General features: G+C 54.6%; 14 protein-coding genes and 3 pseudogenes. 3 read left to right on the forward strand and 14 right to left on the reverse strand.

Going from position 1 to position 15,750, the window contains the following annotated elements; all coding sequences use genetic code 11:
* Positions 1-1,242 carry an aromatic ring-hydroxylating oxygenase subunit alpha gene (locus ACXAEW_RS18780; RefSeq protein WP_474942779.1) on the reverse strand — a complete coding sequence of 414 codons (1,242 nt, stop codon included), beginning with the start codon at positions 1,240-1,242 and terminating at the stop codon, positions 1-3.
* A gap of 291 nt (positions 1,243-1,533) precedes the next feature.
* Here ACXAEW_RS18780 and ACXAEW_RS18785 point away from each other — a divergent pair, with 291 nt between their 5' ends.
* Entirely contained in the window at positions 1,534-2,880 is a 1,347-nt protein-coding gene (locus ACXAEW_RS18785; RefSeq protein ID WP_474942780.1) for an NAD(P)/FAD-dependent oxidoreductase, read from the forward strand.
* 112 nt (positions 2,881-2,992) lie between these two features.
* Here ACXAEW_RS18785 and ACXAEW_RS18790 read toward each other — a convergent pair whose 3' ends face one another.
* From ACXAEW_RS18790 to ACXAEW_RS18810, 5 genes are all read right to left on the reverse strand, one after another.
* Complete coding sequence (locus ACXAEW_RS18790) at positions 2,993-3,847, reverse strand: nitrilase-related carbon-nitrogen hydrolase (protein WP_474942781.1); 855 nt, start codon at positions 3,845-3,847, stop codon at positions 2,993-2,995.
* Between the two features lie 90 nt (positions 3,848-3,937).
* Positions 3,938-4,822: a glycine betaine ABC transporter substrate-binding protein gene (locus ACXAEW_RS18795; RefSeq protein WP_474942782.1), complete on the reverse strand. Its 885-nt coding sequence runs from the start codon at positions 4,820-4,822 to the stop codon at positions 3,938-3,940.
* A gap of 53 nt (positions 4,823-4,875) precedes the next feature.
* Complete coding sequence (locus ACXAEW_RS18800) at positions 4,876-5,622, reverse strand: ABC transporter permease (RefSeq protein ID WP_474942783.1); 747 nt, start codon at positions 5,620-5,622, stop codon at positions 4,876-4,878.
* Positions 5,619-6,758 (reverse strand): ABC transporter ATP-binding protein, encoded by a 1,140-nt coding sequence (locus ACXAEW_RS18805; protein ID WP_474942784.1) that lies wholly within the window; start codon positions 6,756-6,758, stop codon positions 5,619-5,621. Before ACXAEW_RS18805 ends, ACXAEW_RS18800 begins: the two co-directional genes overlap by 4 nt.
* A 21-nt stretch (positions 6,759-6,779) precedes the next feature.
* Positions 6,780-7,445 carry an ABC transporter permease gene (locus ACXAEW_RS18810; protein ID WP_474942785.1) on the reverse strand — a complete coding sequence of 222 codons (666 nt, stop codon included), beginning with the start codon at positions 7,443-7,445 and terminating at the stop codon, positions 6,780-6,782.
* A gap of 344 nt (positions 7,446-7,789) precedes the next feature.
* Between ACXAEW_RS18810 and ACXAEW_RS18815 the strand changes: the two are divergent.
* A pseudogene (locus ACXAEW_RS18815) lies at positions 7,790-7,901 on the forward strand (IS110 family transposase); the annotation flags it as partial.
* 38 nt (positions 7,902-7,939) lie between these two features.
* Here the strand turns inward: ACXAEW_RS18815 and ACXAEW_RS18820 are convergent.
* A pseudogene (locus tag ACXAEW_RS18820) lies at positions 7,940-8,401 on the reverse strand (IS3 family transposase); the annotation flags it as partial.
* A 130-nt stretch (positions 8,402-8,531) separates the two neighbouring features.
* Positions 8,532-9,824 (reverse strand): annotated as a pseudogene (locus ACXAEW_RS18825) (IS1182 family transposase); the annotation flags it as partial.
* Between the two features lie 85 nt (positions 9,825-9,909).
* Between ACXAEW_RS18825 and ACXAEW_RS18830 the strand changes: the two are divergent.
* Positions 9,910-10,233, forward strand: coding sequence for a type IV secretory system conjugative DNA transfer family protein (locus tag ACXAEW_RS18830; RefSeq protein WP_474942786.1), 324 nt, complete (start codon positions 9,910-9,912; stop codon positions 10,231-10,233).
* Positions 10,234-10,566: 333 nt separating this feature from the next.
* Here the strand turns inward: ACXAEW_RS18830 and ACXAEW_RS18835 are convergent, their stop codons facing one another.
* The 6 genes from ACXAEW_RS18835 to ACXAEW_RS18860 form a co-directional block, all read right to left on the reverse strand.
* Positions 10,567-11,598, reverse strand: a complete 1,032-nt coding sequence (locus ACXAEW_RS18835; RefSeq protein WP_474942787.1) for a DUF6630 family protein — start codon at positions 11,596-11,598, stop codon at positions 10,567-10,569.
* A gap of 13 nt (positions 11,599-11,611) precedes the next feature.
* Entirely contained in the window at positions 11,612-11,803 is a 192-nt protein-coding gene (locus ACXAEW_RS18840) for a hypothetical protein (RefSeq protein WP_474942788.1), read from the reverse strand.
* 89 nt (positions 11,804-11,892) lie between these two features.
* Positions 11,893-12,669, reverse strand: coding sequence for an aldolase/citrate lyase family protein (locus ACXAEW_RS18845; RefSeq protein WP_474942789.1), 777 nt, complete (start codon positions 12,667-12,669; stop codon positions 11,893-11,895).
* Between the two features lie 11 nt (positions 12,670-12,680).
* Positions 12,681-13,481, reverse strand: coding sequence for a 2-oxo-hept-4-ene-1,7-dioate hydratase (gene hpaH, locus ACXAEW_RS18850; RefSeq protein WP_474942790.1), 801 nt, complete (start codon positions 13,479-13,481; stop codon positions 12,681-12,683).
* Positions 13,478-14,332 (reverse strand): fumarylacetoacetate hydrolase family protein, encoded by an 855-nt coding sequence (locus ACXAEW_RS18855; protein ID WP_474942791.1) that lies wholly within the window; start codon positions 14,330-14,332, stop codon positions 13,478-13,480. Before ACXAEW_RS18855 ends, hpaH begins: the two co-directional genes overlap by 4 nt.
* The gene (locus ACXAEW_RS18860; RefSeq protein WP_474942792.1) at positions 14,329-15,726 is read right to left on the reverse strand and encodes a pyridoxal phosphate-dependent decarboxylase family protein; all 1,398 of its coding nucleotides are present in this window, start codon (positions 15,724-15,726) and stop codon (positions 14,329-14,331) included. Before ACXAEW_RS18860 ends, ACXAEW_RS18855 begins: the two co-directional genes overlap by 4 nt.
* Positions 15,727-15,750 lie beyond the last annotated feature (24 nt).

Raw genomic sequence — 15,750 nt, forward strand, 5'->3', positions numbered from 1 at the left:
TCACTCCGCCGCTTGTCGTTGCGTCGGCGCCCCGCTGAGCCATGCATCCAACGCGCCTTTGTACCAATCCAGAAAGTTCAAAATCATAAATTCTGACACTTCTGAATAGGGGCCGGGTTCATAGGCGGGCGAGCGGGTGCCGCGTTGGTTTTCCTCTGCCAGACGCTTGTCCTGATCGTTGGTTTCGATCCAGACGTGCGACAAATGTTCAACATCGTAGTCCCAACCCTCGATGGCGTCTTCGTGGACGCACCATGTGGTGCGTACTTCGGACCGGTTGGGACCGAGGGGGAGAACGCGGAAATGGATGGTCATCTCTGACAGAACATGGTGCCAGTTGTTCGGGATACGGAAGGCCCGTACGGAGCCGAGATCTGGCTCTGTCAATTCTCCGAGCAATTTCTTGCTCGCCAGCTCTCCATCCAGGGTCATCGACTTGGCACCTTCGCGGAAGGGCAGACGAATGCAGCGGAATTCGGTGCCTCCATCAACAGGAGCATGGGGCAGACCCAGCGCATCCCAATCCCGCGCTTTCTCTTCCATCAGCCGAAATTCATCGCCAAAGCGCGCGTCATTGGGCAGTGCCATTTCCACCAGTGAAACCAGGAGCTCTGGGTGATTTCCGGCGCAATGGTAGCATTCGCGGTTGTTCTCGATCACCAGCTTCCAGTTTGCGTCTTCCACGATCACGGATTCATGGACAATCTTTGTCCGGCGCGGCGCGTGGGGCCGAATGTAGGGCGTGATTTCGGCGCGGAAGCGTTCGATATCAGGCGGTGTGTCCGCCAGACAAATATACAAAAGCCCCTCGACCGAGGTGACATGCACAGGTTTCAAAGGGAACTGGCCCGCGTCAAACGTCTCACCCATGTAGCGCGTAGAGATCAGCTCGCCCGTCAGTTCATAGGTCCATTGATGATAGGGGCACACGAGGCGACCCGCATGGCCACGCGCCTTGTCACACAGGCGAGAACCGCGGTGGCGGCAGGAGTTGTGAAAGGCACGCACCTCGCCTTCGTGATCCCGCAGCACGATGATTGGAGCCTCGTGGATTGTGAGTGTCACATAGTCGCCCGCGTTGGGGATTTCGCATTCAGGACCGACGAACACCCACTCTTTATAGAAGATAGCCTCGATATCAGCCTCAAACAAATCGGCATCATTGTAAAAGGCCTTTGGCAATGAAAACCCGGGCTTACATGCATCAAGCGCGCTTCGGACTTTGGTGTGGTGATCGGTCATTTAGAGGGGCCTTGCTGCGGTTAAACGTGACGCGCTCAATTTAGCCGACCGTAAAAAAAGACGCTTTCGAATGCGCGCCAATTTTGATTGGGATTTCACCACCCTGATCCAGATCTATTCTTATAAGGCCTATTTTGCAGGCATTTGGGGTATTATTCTCCGCTCATTACGGAGATGCTTGGTGACGCAGAATCCAAAATTTTTGTCGGGGAACTACGCAAACCACCTCATTTGACCTGCGTAAATGAGAAGGAATTTTGCACTTTTCTTAACGCACTATCGGAGTAATCCATGTCTCTCCCCGAAAATGTTCCCTACCTAATCGTGGGCGCCGGCATCCACGGCCTGTCAACCGCGCTGCACCTCGCCAAGCGCTTAAAATCCACGGGCAAAGGCACTGGTGCCGATGTTGTCGTGATCGACAAGGCAGGCATCGCAGCCGGAGCCTCTGGCATCGCCTGCGGCGTGGTGCGCAACAACTATTTCCAGCCTGCCATGCGCGAGTTGATGGCCCATTCGGTTGAGCATTGGGAAGCCAACGCCGAGGCGTTTCAGTACAATCCCGTGGGCTACCTGCAAATTTCGGCTGAAAGCATGCATGAAGACGTGGCGCAAATCCACAAAGAGCAGCAGGCTATCGGTTATGAATCGTCCTTTATCGAAGGCACCGCCGACTGCGACGCCTATATGAAAGACATCTTTCACGACTGGCAGGCGCAGAACATTACCTCTGTTCTGCATGAGAAAAAAGGCGGCTACGCCCATAACGCGGCCGCCATTTACGCGCTGGCCAAAATGGCAGAAGAAGAAGGTGTGCGCATTGTAACCGGCATCACCGTTCAAGGCCTGAAAGCGGCCAATGGTGCGACCTCCGCCATCACCGGCGTCGAGACCGACAAGGGCGAGATCGCTTGCGATTACCTTGTTGTCGCGGCGGGGCCATGGGTGCGCGATTTCTGGACCATGGCTGAACTGCCAGATGCGATTTCTGTCAAAGACGCGGATGGCAACCTTCATGACGACATCCCGATGTGGAAGTTCTGGCAATTGGAAGAAGGCGTTTTGCGGGTCGATCCCGAGAGCTTTAAAACCAATGACGGCAAGCTGCCGCCTGTTATCCACGTCGACACGGATGCACCACTGATCTCTGACGTAGATGGGTCTGTGATCACCGAGGAAATGTGGGGCATCTATTACAAGCCCGACTTCAACTTTGGCGGCATTCAGGGCGGTGCCATGCCCTACAAAGTCGACAAACCCGCAAACGAGGTCGCGATCGACCCGTATGGCCCCTCCTCGACTGAATTCGTTTCTTCGCCGGAATTTGCCCATATGTGGGTTTCCGCGCTGGCACATTGTAACGCACGCTTCTCGGGCACCATGCCGAAGTACCACAAAGAGGCGTCCGGCGGCGTCGGCTGCTTTACGCCCGACAGCTTCCCCGTCTTCGATGTGTTCCGCGAGAACTGCTACATCATCGCAGACAGCAACCACGGTTACAAAATGATCGGTGTGGGCGAACTGGTGGCAAAGGACATCACCGGCGAGACCTCTTCGCTGCTGACACCTTTCCGCTTTAGCCGCTATGCCGAAGGTAAGCTGCATCCCGTGTCCAATAGCCCCTACCCCTGGAGCTGATCCCGCATCCGGAGCGCAACTCACCCGCGCTCTGGACCTTTCGGGCACCATTTCCCCTACTGAACGCGGCGCATTTCAGCGTCGCGTTTTTTTTTGCCGCCTGCGAGACGTTTCAGGCTTTCGGCAGGATCCCTTCCAGCTCGCGGTGCAGGATATCGGGGCGCAGATCGCGCACTGTGGGCAAGGCCATGCGTTCGCGCAGGACATCCTTGAAATCAAGATCTGCCCAGATCAGCGCGTCTTCTGTGCCGGCACGGGCCAGTTCCAGACCATCTGGACCAAAGATCGCGGAGCCGCCCCAGAAGGTCATGTCATCCTTGTAGGTCCCGACCCAATTGCAGCGCAGCACCGGGAAGCGATACATCAGCGCAAGGCCACTCACGGTGATATCCCAGCCAGCGGGATTGGAAAAACCGCTCCCGACACCCTCGAGGGTGGAGGCAATGGGCACCGTAAGGATCGTGCTGCCTTTGGCGGCGTTCAGATAGACAAGGCCCGGCTCCCAAAGATCGGCACAAATCAGCCCGCCAGCGCGCCAGTCATCGCCTAGCTGAACCTGTGTTGTCTGATCGCCGGGGCGGAAATATTTGCCCTCTTCCAGGCGGCCGTAGTTGGGCAGGTTGATCTTGCGATGCACAGCCAGAACTGCACCGTCACGGCACCAAGCCATAGAGTTGTAGAACACGCCCTCCGCTGTCCGCTCAGAGAAGCCAACAACCGTCACAATGTCCTGACTTGCATCCGCGACCGCTCGCAGCTCCGGCCCATCTGCCGCAATGGCATTGGTATCGCGTGTCTCGATACTGTCGGGATAGCCGGTCAGAGAGCTTTCAGGAAACACCAAAAGGTCCAGACCCTCTGTCCGCGCCTGCGCAATATGATGGAGATGGCGGGCCGTCATCTCTCGGACGTCATCCGGGCGATGGGGGATCTGAGCGCATCCGGCGCGCAAAACAGACTTTGTCATGGGGCTACTCATTGGCTTGCGTCATAGATCGGAAAAGCCACCCGGCGCGCCTGCACCGGATGGCCTAAAAAACATCTTAGGATGCGTTTATTAGATCAGGCCTTGCTCGGCCAGGAAAGAGCTCGCAACGTCCTCGATGGTCTCTTTGTCCACGTCGACACGCGCGTTGAGGCTCTGCATCAGATCATCCGTCAAAACGGCGGAAACACCGTTCAGGAGCACGCCGATTTCAGGGTGCGCCTCGAGCACTTCGGTGCGGATGGTCGGCGTAATCGCATAGGCTGGGAAAAAGCCTTTGTCGTCCACCAGTACTTTGAAATCAAAGGCCGCGATGCGGCCATCGGTGGCAAACACCAGGCCAACATCAACCTGACCGCCCTTGAGCGCATCATAGATCAAGCCAGATTGCATTGGTGCGATGTCTTTACGACCGATGTCAAAACCATAGGTCTCTTCCAGACCGGGCAGACCGTCAGGGCGTTTAGGGAATTCTGCGTTCACGCCCATTTTGGGGGCGGTGTCGCCGTTGTAAGCCGCTGCAAGATCAGAAAGCGTGCTGAGGCCTTTGTCGTCTGCCGCGCGCACAGCAAGCGCATAGGTGTTGTTCGCGTTGGATGCGTCCAGCCATGTGATGCCGACCTGGGCATCAAGCTCTTTGACTTTGGCATAGGTTTCTTCGGCAGTGAGCTTGTCTTCAATCTTGTTGAAAGTAATCAGCGACGTGCCGGTGTACTCCCAGTAGATATCAACCTGCCCGTTTTCCTGCGCCGCGCGCAGCACTGAAGTGCCCATGCCGTCGAGCTTCGCAACGTCAAAACCCTTGGCTTCAAGCAATTCGCTTGTGATCTCTGCCAGCAGCAGCTGTTCGGTAAAGTTTTTGCCGCCCACTTTGATTTCATCTGCCTGAGCGGAGAACGTCAGAAGCGTGGATGCAAGCGCGGCGCTGAGGGTGGATTTTACGACTTTATTAAACATGTTGAACCTCCGTTGGATCATGATTTTTGTGGTTGGTTTTGGGAAGACTTGGATCAACGCAGCGGGTTCACGCCGCGCGGGATCAGCCAGTATTGTGCTTTCGCCAGAAGAAAATCCGCCAACATCGACAAAAGTGCGACAGGAATAGCGCCCGCGAGCAGCATTTGCGGATCATTGAGGTCAATGCCGGTAAAGATCAGCTCTCCCAAGCCGCCACCGCCGATCAGGAAAGCCAGTGGAACGGTGCCCACATTGACGGCAACAGCCGTGCGTACGCCGGCAAAAATTACATAAAGCGCATTGGGAAGTTCGACGCTCAGCAGGATATGGCGCGGCGTCATGCCCATTCCGGTGGCGGCTTCTTTCAGATAGGCAGGCACCTCGCGCAGGCCCTGATAGACATTGCGCACGATCGGCAGCAACGTCGCCACCCAGAGGCCAAAGACCGCAGGTGTAAAGCCGATGCCCAGCAAAGTGATCGACAGCGCAAGGATCGCCAGTGTCGGGATGGTTGTCCCGATGTTGAAAATCTGCAGCGCCGTCTCGGAATAGCGCGCCATCCAGTCCCGGCTCAGCCAGATACCCGCGGGCACCCCCACCAAAATGGCAAGTCCCGATGACACGAGTACCAAGATCACATGCTGTTTGGCGAGGTAGATGATGTCTTCGGAGTAAAACCGCCAAATATCGCCGAGAAAGCCTTGCTCCCCCGCCATCAGCCCGACGCCGAACACCAGACCGATCACAAAGGCGATGCGGGTGCGGATGTTGTCCTGTTTGATTGCCTCTTTGATGGTCATTGCGCGGCCACCGGAGCAGCGTCGCGGTAGGTGGCGCCCAGTGCATGGGATATGGCGCGCTGGGTGATGAAGCCTTTGAAGAAACCATCATCATCTACACAGGCTAGCCAGGTGGTGTCATGACGGAACATACGCGACACGGCGGTCCGCAGATCATCGTGCACATTCACAACCGTTGGCAGCGCCTGATAATGCTCTTCGACCCGCCCCTGTACGTCGGCAATGTCGTTGAGATGCACGAAGCCACGTGCACGCCCTTGCGGGCCAACCATCACAATATTTTTGTGGCCTGCCTCGCGCATCATATCGCGCGCGCGGCTCACATCATCTTGTGCGGTCACGCGGATCTGGTCGCTCAGCATCACATCTGCCACCGTCAGCAGGCTGAGGCGTTTGAGCGTCCGATCAGACCCGAGGAAAGAGGCGATAAAATCATTGGCCGGACGTGCTAACAAGTCATCCGGGCTGGAATATTGCTCTAACTTACCATCGCGGAAAATGGCGATCTTGTCGGCCATCTTGATCGCCTCGTCGATGTCGTGGCTGACAAAGGCGATGGTCTTGCGGATCTCTTTTTGCATCTTCAGGAACTCATCCTGAATGACTGCCCGGTTGATCGGGTCAATTGCGCCAAAGGGTTCGTCCATCAAGAGCACTGGCGGATCGGCGGCCAGCGCCCGGATCACGCCGACGCGCTGTTGTTGCCCACCCGAGAGTTCTTTGGGATAGCGATTGAGAAAAATACCCGGATCCAGGTTCACCAGCTCCAAAAGTTCTGCTGCACGCTTGCGGGACTTGTTTTTATCCCACCCCAACAGATCCGGCACCACACAAATGTTGTCCTGAATCGTCATATTGGGAAAAAGGCCGATCTGCTGGATCACATAGCCTATCGAGCGGCGCAGCTCGACGGGATTCAGGTCATCTGTATCGCGGCCTGCCACATGGATCTTGCCATTGGTTTTGGGGATCAAACCGTTGATCATCTTGAGCGTTGTCGTCTTGCCACACCCCGAGGGGCCAAGCAGGACGCAGATCTCCCCTTCGGGCACCTCCATAGTGACCTGGTCGGCGGCTATCACCGTGCCGCCACCGGGGGTTTCAAAAACTTTAGAGAGTTTGTCGAGCGTGATCATGAGGATACCATTTGTCAGAGCTTAGTGGGCCGGTGCCGCACTAGAGGAGGAGGCTGGGGTCAGGCGTTTTTGCACCCAAAGCAGAAAGTAGTCGCTTGCAATAGCAAGGATCGACACCATCAGCGCTCCTGTAATGAGTTGGCGGGGATCGGATTGCGAAATTCCGCGACTGATAAACACACCCAGTCCACCGGCGCCGATATAGGCAGCGATGGCAGTGATGCCGATGTTCATCACAACCGCAATGCGCACGCCTGCCATCACAACCGGGATCGCCAGCGGGATCTCGACCCGGCGCAACCGTTGGATCGGCGTCATGCCGAGACCACGCGCAGCTTCACGCAGGGCCGGATCGACATTGGAAATGGCTGTATAGGTGTTGCGAATGATCGGCAACTGCGAATAGAGCAACACCGCAATAACAGCAGGCAGATAGCCTACACCATGACCGATAAGAGACAACACCGGTATCATCAGACCAAAAAGCGCAATCGACGGAATGGTGATTATGATCGCCGCTACATAAAGGACAATATCCGCCGCGCGCTGGTTCAGCGTAATGAGAATACCAACCGGCACGCCTGTGAGGATCGCCAGGCCGATGGCTACGCCCACGATCGACAGATGCTGCAGCGTACGCTCCAGGATCACGTCCATATTCTGGCTGATGAACAGCAGTGTTTCCAATCTTTCACTCCTTGTGACTGAAACTCAACGCCCATTTGAAGCAGACGCCCCCTTAGACGCGAAGGTCCGGCTCCGCTTTACGGAGAGTTTGTATTTTTCCAATTTGCGGCTTGAGAATTTGCGTCAAAAACAGCCAAATGAGCGCCACCCTTTCCTTTAGCCACCCTTCAGGGATGAAAAAAACTTTACTTTCATATACCTAGAGTCAATTTTGACGTTTTCTTCCGATTGATCTAAAAACTCTGCAAGGATGGAGTTTGCCTATTCAATAGGCAGCAATTGATGAACTTCATAGCTTGCAGCTTCATCATGGCTCTGATGATGTGACCGCCCGCCGACGGGATCGATGTGGTAAGGACAACAAAGTGGCGCAGCGCTTGATGACAGTCCCGGGCATCGGGCCCGCTGATCGCTACGGCCATCGCAACACTCTCGCCTCCGCCCGAAATATTCCGCAACGTGGACCTGTCACGCTTTCGTGCCGCTCCGCTTGCTCACTTATGCAGCTTTCCTTCGACGGCCAAGGGGCTTTTCCAGCCGAGTGCTGAATGCCTCCGTCGTGGGTTGTAGAAGCCATTGATGTATTCAAAGATGGCGATCTCGGCGTCGCGAGGTGTCCGCCACGAGCGTTGCCACAGCAACTCAGCCTTGATCGTCTTGAAGAAGGTTTCCACCACTGCGTTGTCGTAGCAATTGCCAGTCCCACTCATTGATGCCTGGACCCCATGCTGGCGTAGGATTTTCTGGTAGTCGTGAGAGCAGTATTGGCTGCCGCGATCGGTATGGTGAATGCAGCCCTTCGGTGGCCGTCGCAGCGCAATCGCCATGTTCAGTGCTCGGATCGCCAGATCACGTTTCATCCGGTTGCTGACAGCCCAACCGATCACGCGGCGTGAATGCAGGTCCAGGATGACGGCCAGGTAGAGCCAGCCTTCGCGGGTCCACACATAGCGGATATGCCGAAACCGGCGCGACCGGGCAGGGAGTGTCAGAAACAACCGACCAGAAGGCGGGGGCAGAGATTGCCGCCGTTTGGGATTACGTGAAAGGGATTCTGGATGGCTAAGAAACCCGTGGCCCTCGATGGCCTGTTGGGCCACGTAATCGCAGCCGTCCCAGCCTGAGGATGCGTTTAAGGTGGGCGAAGAGCATCTCGACCTTTTTACGCAACCGCATCGAGATCGCGTATTGCTTGGTTTTGGCGATGTCGCGGGCAACCTGACGGGCATCTTCGTGTTCTTCGCGAGTGATCTTGCAGGCGTCGGCATTTGGACAGCACTTCATCTTTGATGGGCAAGCCTGACAGGTGTGTTTCAGCGCTTGGTACTTGGCAACGCCTTTGCCTGTGGGCCCACGGTTGGGGTCCGAGTAGTTTCGGCGGAATTGCTTGAGGGGTTCGCCTTCCGGGCAGATGTATTGATTGTTCTCAGGGTCCCATTCAAAGTCGGTGCGGCTCCATGTACCGTCCTTCCGGCTTGCTTGGTCCAGCATGGGGATGTGAGGTTTGATGTGGCGATCAACGAGCCAACCCAACATCGGGCCTGATCCATAGGCGCTATCTGCAATCAGCCTTTCTGGATCAATGTCGTGCTGCGCTTTGATCCGATCCAGCATGATGCGCACAGAACCGACTTCGGCCTGTCGGATTGATCTGGTGCCTTCAACATCCACAATGACGCTGTGATCGGTGTCGATCAGATAATTGGTGGAATAGCTAAAGAATGCAGGGCCTTTACGCGCTGCTGTCCATTGGCGTGCCGGATCAGAATGGGACGTGAACTTGGGATCCACCTTAGATGCCGCACCAAAGGCTGCATCATCCAGCACATCCAAATACTCCTTCACAGCGCGCGGCGCATCGCTTGGATCAATTGCGTTATGGTCCCAATCTTCCTCTGGGGTGGAGTTCTGCTTGTTGGCGTCGGCTTCAATCAGGCTTGCGTCCGCTGCAAGACGTTGTCCGCTGACCAAACCGTCTTTGATGCACCGCGCAACAGTCTTCTCAAATAGATGCCGCAGCAGCTTGCTCTCTCGGAAACGACCGTGCCGGTTCTTGGAAAAGGTTAAGTGGTTGGGCACTGGATAAGACAAATCGAGGCGACAGAACCAACGGTACGCCAGGTTCAGATGCACCTCTTCACACAGCCGACGCTCTGACCGGATGCCAAAGCAATAACCCACCAGAAGCATGCGGATCAGTAACTCGGGATCGATCGAAGGACGGCCTGTGTGGCTGTAAAACTCGGCAAGATATTGGCGGATGTCAGCCAGATCGACGAACCGATCAATCGAACGCAGCAGGTGATCTTGTGGGACATGATCCTCCAAGGAAAACTCGTAGAACAATGCTGCCTGTGCTTCCTGCTTTGGTCCCATCATCGCCAAATCCACCAATCAATAGGGGAATTGAATCAGCGAATGCGCACCCGATCAAGTCAGAGTTTTTCAACAGAATTAGCCGTTCTTGCAAGATCTCAGTCAGTTGAAAGCAACATATGGTGATGCCGCTCAAACCTTCTTTGCAAATGCTGGTGTCGTTCAGTGGTTCGGTGTCAGTGATATTGAAAGTGCGAAACAGATTAGTGAAACGCTTGGACAGCAGACCGTCGTTATGGATGAAGCCAGTTCACACGGTCGAAGTCTTATGACTCCTGACGAAGTAATGAACATCCATCGTGATCATCAATTCATTATGCTTGAAGGCCAGCGCCCATCCCTCATTCACAAACTGCGATATTTTGATGATCCAGCCTTTGAGGGTTTCTGGGATGTAGATCCAAGGCGCTAGATAGATTAGGTCGGTCATTTACCATTTTGTTTTTTTCTGTCGATTGCCCTTCCTCTACTTGCCTGATCCACCCCACCCAAATTACGTCACGCTTTTTTTGGAGTAATTACATATCCTTACTACGTTTCAATTTACACAGTTTTAAAAACAGGATCCTACATCGCCTGTATCACTCAAAAACTACACAATACTGCGCGTGTCACTGCGATATGTGGGGTCAGCAAAGAAAAGGAGCTGGTGACCGTGGTCACGATGAGAAAGGCAGAACTACGCAAGCAAATGATCAAGGCACAGAGAATAAAGGATTTTGGAAAAGATTTTTGCGATGAAGTTTCAAGAAAATAGGCTTTTGAGCCAGCCACCTTGTTTTGATACTGCTAGAGCACTGCAATCAAGGTCAAGCTCTTGCCCAGCTTTCACAAATTCTCGAAGCTCCCTGTTTTCCAACAAAGTAAAGAGATAGGAGTCACCAAGCTCGTCGATGAAGGCGATTGTTGTTTTAGACTTGGCAAGTATCGCGGCGGCTTTATCCAGGTAGTGTTCTGTTGAATACATACCTTCTTCTTGTGAAATTTCTAATTTCCGAAAGGTTTTCAATCTTCGCGCCGATGCCAAGGCGTTGATGTTCCATGAAACATCAGCAGCTTCTATTTTCCAGTCAAGTTCACAGAGGTAGTGGTTCTGACGGAAATAACTATTGCCACCATATAGGATGTTGCGCCATGAAAAATGTTGACACTGATCAAGCGTCATTCCTTCCAGTAGGTTATTTTTCTTTAGGTAATTGTGGGGATTATAAGCGGAAAAGATGACATGATCTTCAATGTAGTTTGACGCTTCTTTACTGCCTGCTCCTAGTATTTTGCAGAGCGTGTAAAGAGATTGCAAATTGACATCTTCACGTTTGATGTGTTTGAGCTTTTCATCTTCTGTGAGGCCATCATAGTGATGAGCAAGTGCGTGCTTCTCAACGATTTCAAAGACCTCTAACATATTCTTTACTTCGTCGGCGTGTTGGATTGGTTTCCAATAATCTTCAATTGAATCCAAAGATGGTTGGTCTTCTGCAATCCATGGAGATTCAGTGCCCGAGGGGATTGAGACACGGGCGTCAACTTCATCGCCGATAAAGATTAGATGGTATGTAGGATCCTCTCGACCGGACCATCCAAATGAAATGGATACTGGAACATGGAAACCTTTGTAGTCATCGACTGGATTATGTCTAATCCGCATCCGTACATGGGACGGTAAACCGGTGCTGAAGCCGTTTACGGATAGTTTTAGAAGCGCCTTTAATCGATCCTCGCTGATTAATGTTCTTGATAGTGGCGATAGAGCTTTCTTTTCAATGTAATACGGCATGGTTTCAAACCTTCTACCTCAATGATTTCTGTTTCTTAAAGTACCCAATGAAGGCCGCGCCGGCATTTTTGGGCGGGTTGCCTTTGGTGGCTTCCTCTGTCGCCATTTCCAGCCAGTTTGAACGCAGGACGTGATAGTCCCAGCCCTTTTCACGCGCGATCTCGCGGCCTTTGTCTTGGCGAAGGTTCAGTACTGCTTTCAACATCTCATGCTGACCGTGAACATCACCAATGGCACAGATGGGCTGGGTCCTCGGCCTGTCTTTGTACTGTGCAAATCAATTTGGCCAAATACCTATTTGCGCAAAGCCTTTGCTACATCAGCGCTATTCCGGATCGCCTTGGCAAACATCGTCACATCAATGTCGGTCGCCAGAAATGTGACTCCAATTTCAGCACAAGTCTTTTGCATCTCAGGGTCGAGGGTCAGAATACCCGGCGCTTTTCCTGCTGCTTTAATGCGTTTGAGCGCATCAAGAACCGCAGCTTTTACCTCAGGATGACCCGCATCGCCGATATGACACATATCTGCAGCCAGATCAGAGGGGCCGATAAAGACACCATCAATGCCGTCTACTTGCAAAATCTCATCCAGCTCTGCCATTCCTTTGAGGTTCTCGACCTGGACCAGCAGACAGATTTCGTCTCGGGCAGTCTGAAGATAATCCGGGATCGCCGAGAACTGGGAAGCCCGAGCCAGGGCCGCGCCAACTCCGCGCGCACCATGCGGGGGATAGGTGACGGCCGCCACCAGTTCCCGGGCCTGCTGAGCGCTTTCGACCATCGGCACCAAGAGTGATTGAATGCCCGCGTCCAAAAGCTGTTTGATCATCCACGTCTCGCCAATCACAGGCCGTACCACCGGGTGGCTGCTGGAGGCGGCGATCACCTGCGCCTGCGCCAATAGCGAACGCAGATCATTCGGTGCGTGTTCGCCATCCAGCAAAAGCCAGTCAAAGCCCGCATGGGCACTGATTTCAGCGACATAAGGATCAGCCAGACCCAGCCAGCAGCCCAGTTGCAATTCTCCCGCATTCAAGGCGGCTTTGAACGGGTTATGAGGTGCAGGCATGGGCGTCTCCTTTAAGCGAACTTGATGTCGACAGAGCCGAAGGCCCCGAAATCGGCGTGAATTTGGCTGCCACCGGGGCATTCTACCGGGCGAATAAAGCTGCCGGACAGGATCACCTGGCCGGGCTCGATTTTCTGACCATACGCCGCCATGCGACGGGCAAGCCAGACTACACTTTCGACAGGGTCGTTCAATACCCCTGCCCCCAGCCCGGTTTCCTCGATTTCGCCGTTGCGAAACGTCAGCGCGCCAACCCAGCGTAGGTCAAAAGCATCGTTCTTGTGCTGTTGCGCGCCCAGAACGATACCAGCGTTGGCCGCGTTGTCGCTGATGGTATCAAACACTTTGCGCGTTTGGCCTGTGGCCTTGTCCTGTCGCACAATACGGGTGTCCAGAATTTCGATCGACGGCGCGACAAAATCCGTTGCAGCGACCACATCTTCACGGGTGACGTTCTCTCCGCCAATCGCGTCCTTCATGACAAAGGCAATCTCTGCCTCGATCCGGGGCTGAATAAAACGCCCCGCAGGAACCGTCGCGCCATTTTCAAACACCATATCGTCAAACAATATTCCGCTGTCAGGAATGTCGATATTCAGCGCGTATTGCATTGCTTTTGACGTCAGGCCAATCTTCCAGCCGATGACCTTTTGTCCCGCTGCAAGCTTTGCGCGATAGATCGCGTTTTGAACCGCATAGGCATCATCCATCCCCATTTCGGGGTGCTGAAGTGTGAGCAGACCGATCTGTACGCGGCTTTCTTCGGCCTTCAAAAGCGCGGCGGCGGCGGCGGCATGATCTTCAGGGGTCATACAACTTCATCCTCGACACCGTTGCGCAGAAGGCCAATGCCCTCGACTTCGATCTCGACCACATCACCGGGTTTCAGGTATCTGGGCGGATCAAAGCGCGCGCCTGCGCCTGTGGGGGTGCCGGTCACAATCATGTCGCCGGGCTTCAGCGTCATGAAGGTTGAGATATATTCAATCTCGCGGCGGATCGGGAACATCATGCGCGACACAACATCGTCTTGGCGAACCTCACCATTCACGCGCGTGACAATGCGTGCATCGTCCAGTTGCTTGGCATCGGTGAAGGGCACAAGCCAGGGACCAATTGCACCAGAGTTGTCCCAGTTCTTGCCTTGGGTCACATTGAACTTTGCATGGCGAACCCAATCCCGAATGGTCCCTTCGTTACACAAGGTCAGCGCAGCAATGTGATCATAAGCATCTTCCTGTTTGATCCGGCGACCGCCCTTGCCGATCACGATGACCACTTCTCCCTCATAGTCCAGGGTGTGGTTCTCCGGTGGGCGGACCAGATTGCGGCCATGCCCGGTAAACCCAGAGGCAAATCGCGGGAACAGCGACATGTATTTCGGTTGGGATGATCCGTCTTTGTATTCCGCATTGCGATCCGGAAAATTTACTCCGACACAAAGAATACGCGGGGCATTGGGCATGACCATTTCGTATTGGAAGTCGGTGTGGGACACCTCCTTCCCCGCAACTGCCCCTGCCAGCTGATCCAGCGCCCCGGCCTGGATCACGTCCAGCAAGGTCGGCCATTGGGGAAAAGCGTCGTTCAGTGAAATCATGCCTTCGTGGGTTACAGCACCATAGAAGGTTTCGCCGCCGGATGAATAGGTTGCATACTTCATTTGATTTTCCTCCAGACGTCCTGGATGACGTCGCCGGCCATCATCACGTCGTTACGGGTGGTATCGAACTGGCCGACCTGAAAACGGATAATTTTCTGCCCGTTAAAGGCCCCCTGTGTCAGATAGATACGACCATCGTCGTTCAGCGCATCAACCAAACGTTGCTGGGCTGCGTCATCGCCCGGACAGCGAAACGAAAACAGGGATAAGATCGGCTCGGTTACAATCTCGAAACCCTCCATTGCGCGGATTTCCTCGCAAATCTCGCCGGCCCAGGCCACATGATTGCGGATCCGCGTCCGAAGGCCCTCCAGACCATAGGCCCGTATCAGGAACCAGATCTTGAGCGCCCGGAACCTGCGCCCCAAGGGGATTGTCCACTCGGAATAATTGGTAACCTCGGCACCTGTGGTTTTCAGATATTCAGGCTCGATCTTGAGCGTATTGAGCTGTGGGCCTGCATCGCGCAGGAACTGGACAGAGCAGTCAAACTGCGCGCCAAGCCATTTGTGCGGGTTGAAGACTATGCTGTCGTACCCATCCACTCCGGCCCAGAAGTCTGCATGAAACTCAGGGCAGATCATTGCAGACCCGGCCCAGGCCGCATCCAGATGCGTATAAAGATCTTCTTCCGTTGCCACCGCCAATACAGGAGCAAGCGCGTCGCAGGCTCCGATACCAGTGCCGCCGGTAATTGCGATGATACCGGCAGGAATGTGTCCTGCGGCGCGGTCGGACCGAATGGCGTGACGCAGCGCGTCAACATCAATGGCATGACGTGCGCCTTGGGTCGGTACCTTGATCAGATTGTCCTGACCGATCCCTGCAACCCAACAGGCACGATCGATCGAGCTGTGCACCTGATCAGAGCAATAGATGCGCAGATTACCCTTTGCCGCAAGACCTTCGCGGTTTCCGGTAAACCCGGTTGCGCGCTCTCGCATCGTGAGAACCGCAGACAATGTTGCCGATGACGCGCTGTCCTGAATAACACCGGTATACCCTTGCGGAAGGTCTAGCGCCTGACGCAGCCAGTCGACCATAGCACCTTCGACTTCGGTTGCGGCAGGAGAGGTCTGCCACAGCATACACTGCGCAGCGATGGTGGTGACCAGCATTTCTGCCAGCATTGACGGCGGTGCTGCATTGGCCGGGAAATAGGCAAAGAAACGCGGGTGCTGCCAGTGGGTCATGCCAGGCATAACGATCTGTTCAAAATCAGCCATAATTGCCTCCATAGCCTCCCCGCCCTCCGGAGGAGAGCTCGGCAGCTGGGCCGCGATGTCGCCAGGTTGGGTCTGAGCCCGAACAGGACGGTCCGCCAATGACTTATGATAATCGGCCGCCCATTCGGAGATCTTCGCTCCCCAGTCCGAAAACTCATCCCAGTTCATTTGGCCACCTCTTCGCCCATCATA

Source organism: Epibacterium sp. ABZ3_068, from assembly GCF_056159265.1.

What these genes read in the sequence shown, in the direction of transcription:
- ACXAEW_RS18860 (WP_474942792.1), bottom strand. Translation starts at nt 15,726, where the DNA reads ATGAACTGGGATGAGTTTTCGGACTGGGGAGCGAAGATCTCCGAATGG.
- ACXAEW_RS18800 (WP_474942783.1), bottom strand. Translation starts at nt 5,622, where the DNA reads ATGACCATCAAAGAGGCAATCAAACAGGACAACATCCGCACCCGCATC.
- ACXAEW_RS18845 (WP_474942789.1), bottom strand. Translation starts at nt 12,669, where the DNA reads ATGCCTGCACCTCATAACCCGTTCAAAGCCGCCTTGAATGCGGGAGAA.
- ACXAEW_RS18805 (WP_474942784.1), bottom strand. Translation starts at nt 6,758, where the DNA reads ATGATCACGCTCGACAAACTCTCTAAAGTTTTTGAAACCCCCGGTGGC.
- hpaH (WP_474942790.1), bottom strand. Translation starts at nt 13,481, where the DNA reads ATGACCCCTGAAGATCATGCCGCCGCCGCCGCCGCGCTTTTGAAGGCC.
- ACXAEW_RS18835 (WP_474942787.1), bottom strand. Translation starts at nt 11,598, where the DNA reads ATGCCGTATTACATTGAAAAGAAAGCTCTATCGCCACTATCAAGAACA.
- ACXAEW_RS18780 (WP_474942779.1), bottom strand. Translation starts at nt 1,242, where the DNA reads ATGACCGATCACCACACCAAAGTCCGAAGCGCGCTTGATGCATGTAAG.
- ACXAEW_RS18795 (WP_474942782.1), bottom strand. Translation starts at nt 4,822, where the DNA reads ATGTTTAATAAAGTCGTAAAATCCACCCTCAGCGCCGCGCTTGCATCC.
- ACXAEW_RS18855 (WP_474942791.1), bottom strand. Translation starts at nt 14,332, where the DNA reads ATGAAGTATGCAACCTATTCATCCGGCGGCGAAACCTTCTATGGTGCT.
- ACXAEW_RS18840 (WP_474942788.1), bottom strand. Translation starts at nt 11,803, where the DNA reads ATGTTGAAAGCAGTACTGAACCTTCGCCAAGACAAAGGCCGCGAGATC.
- ACXAEW_RS18785 (WP_474942780.1), top strand. Translation starts at nt 1,534, where the DNA reads ATGTCTCTCCCCGAAAATGTTCCCTACCTAATCGTGGGCGCCGGCATC.
- ACXAEW_RS18790 (WP_474942781.1), bottom strand. Translation starts at nt 3,847, where the DNA reads ATGACAAAGTCTGTTTTGCGCGCCGGATGCGCTCAGATCCCCCATCGC.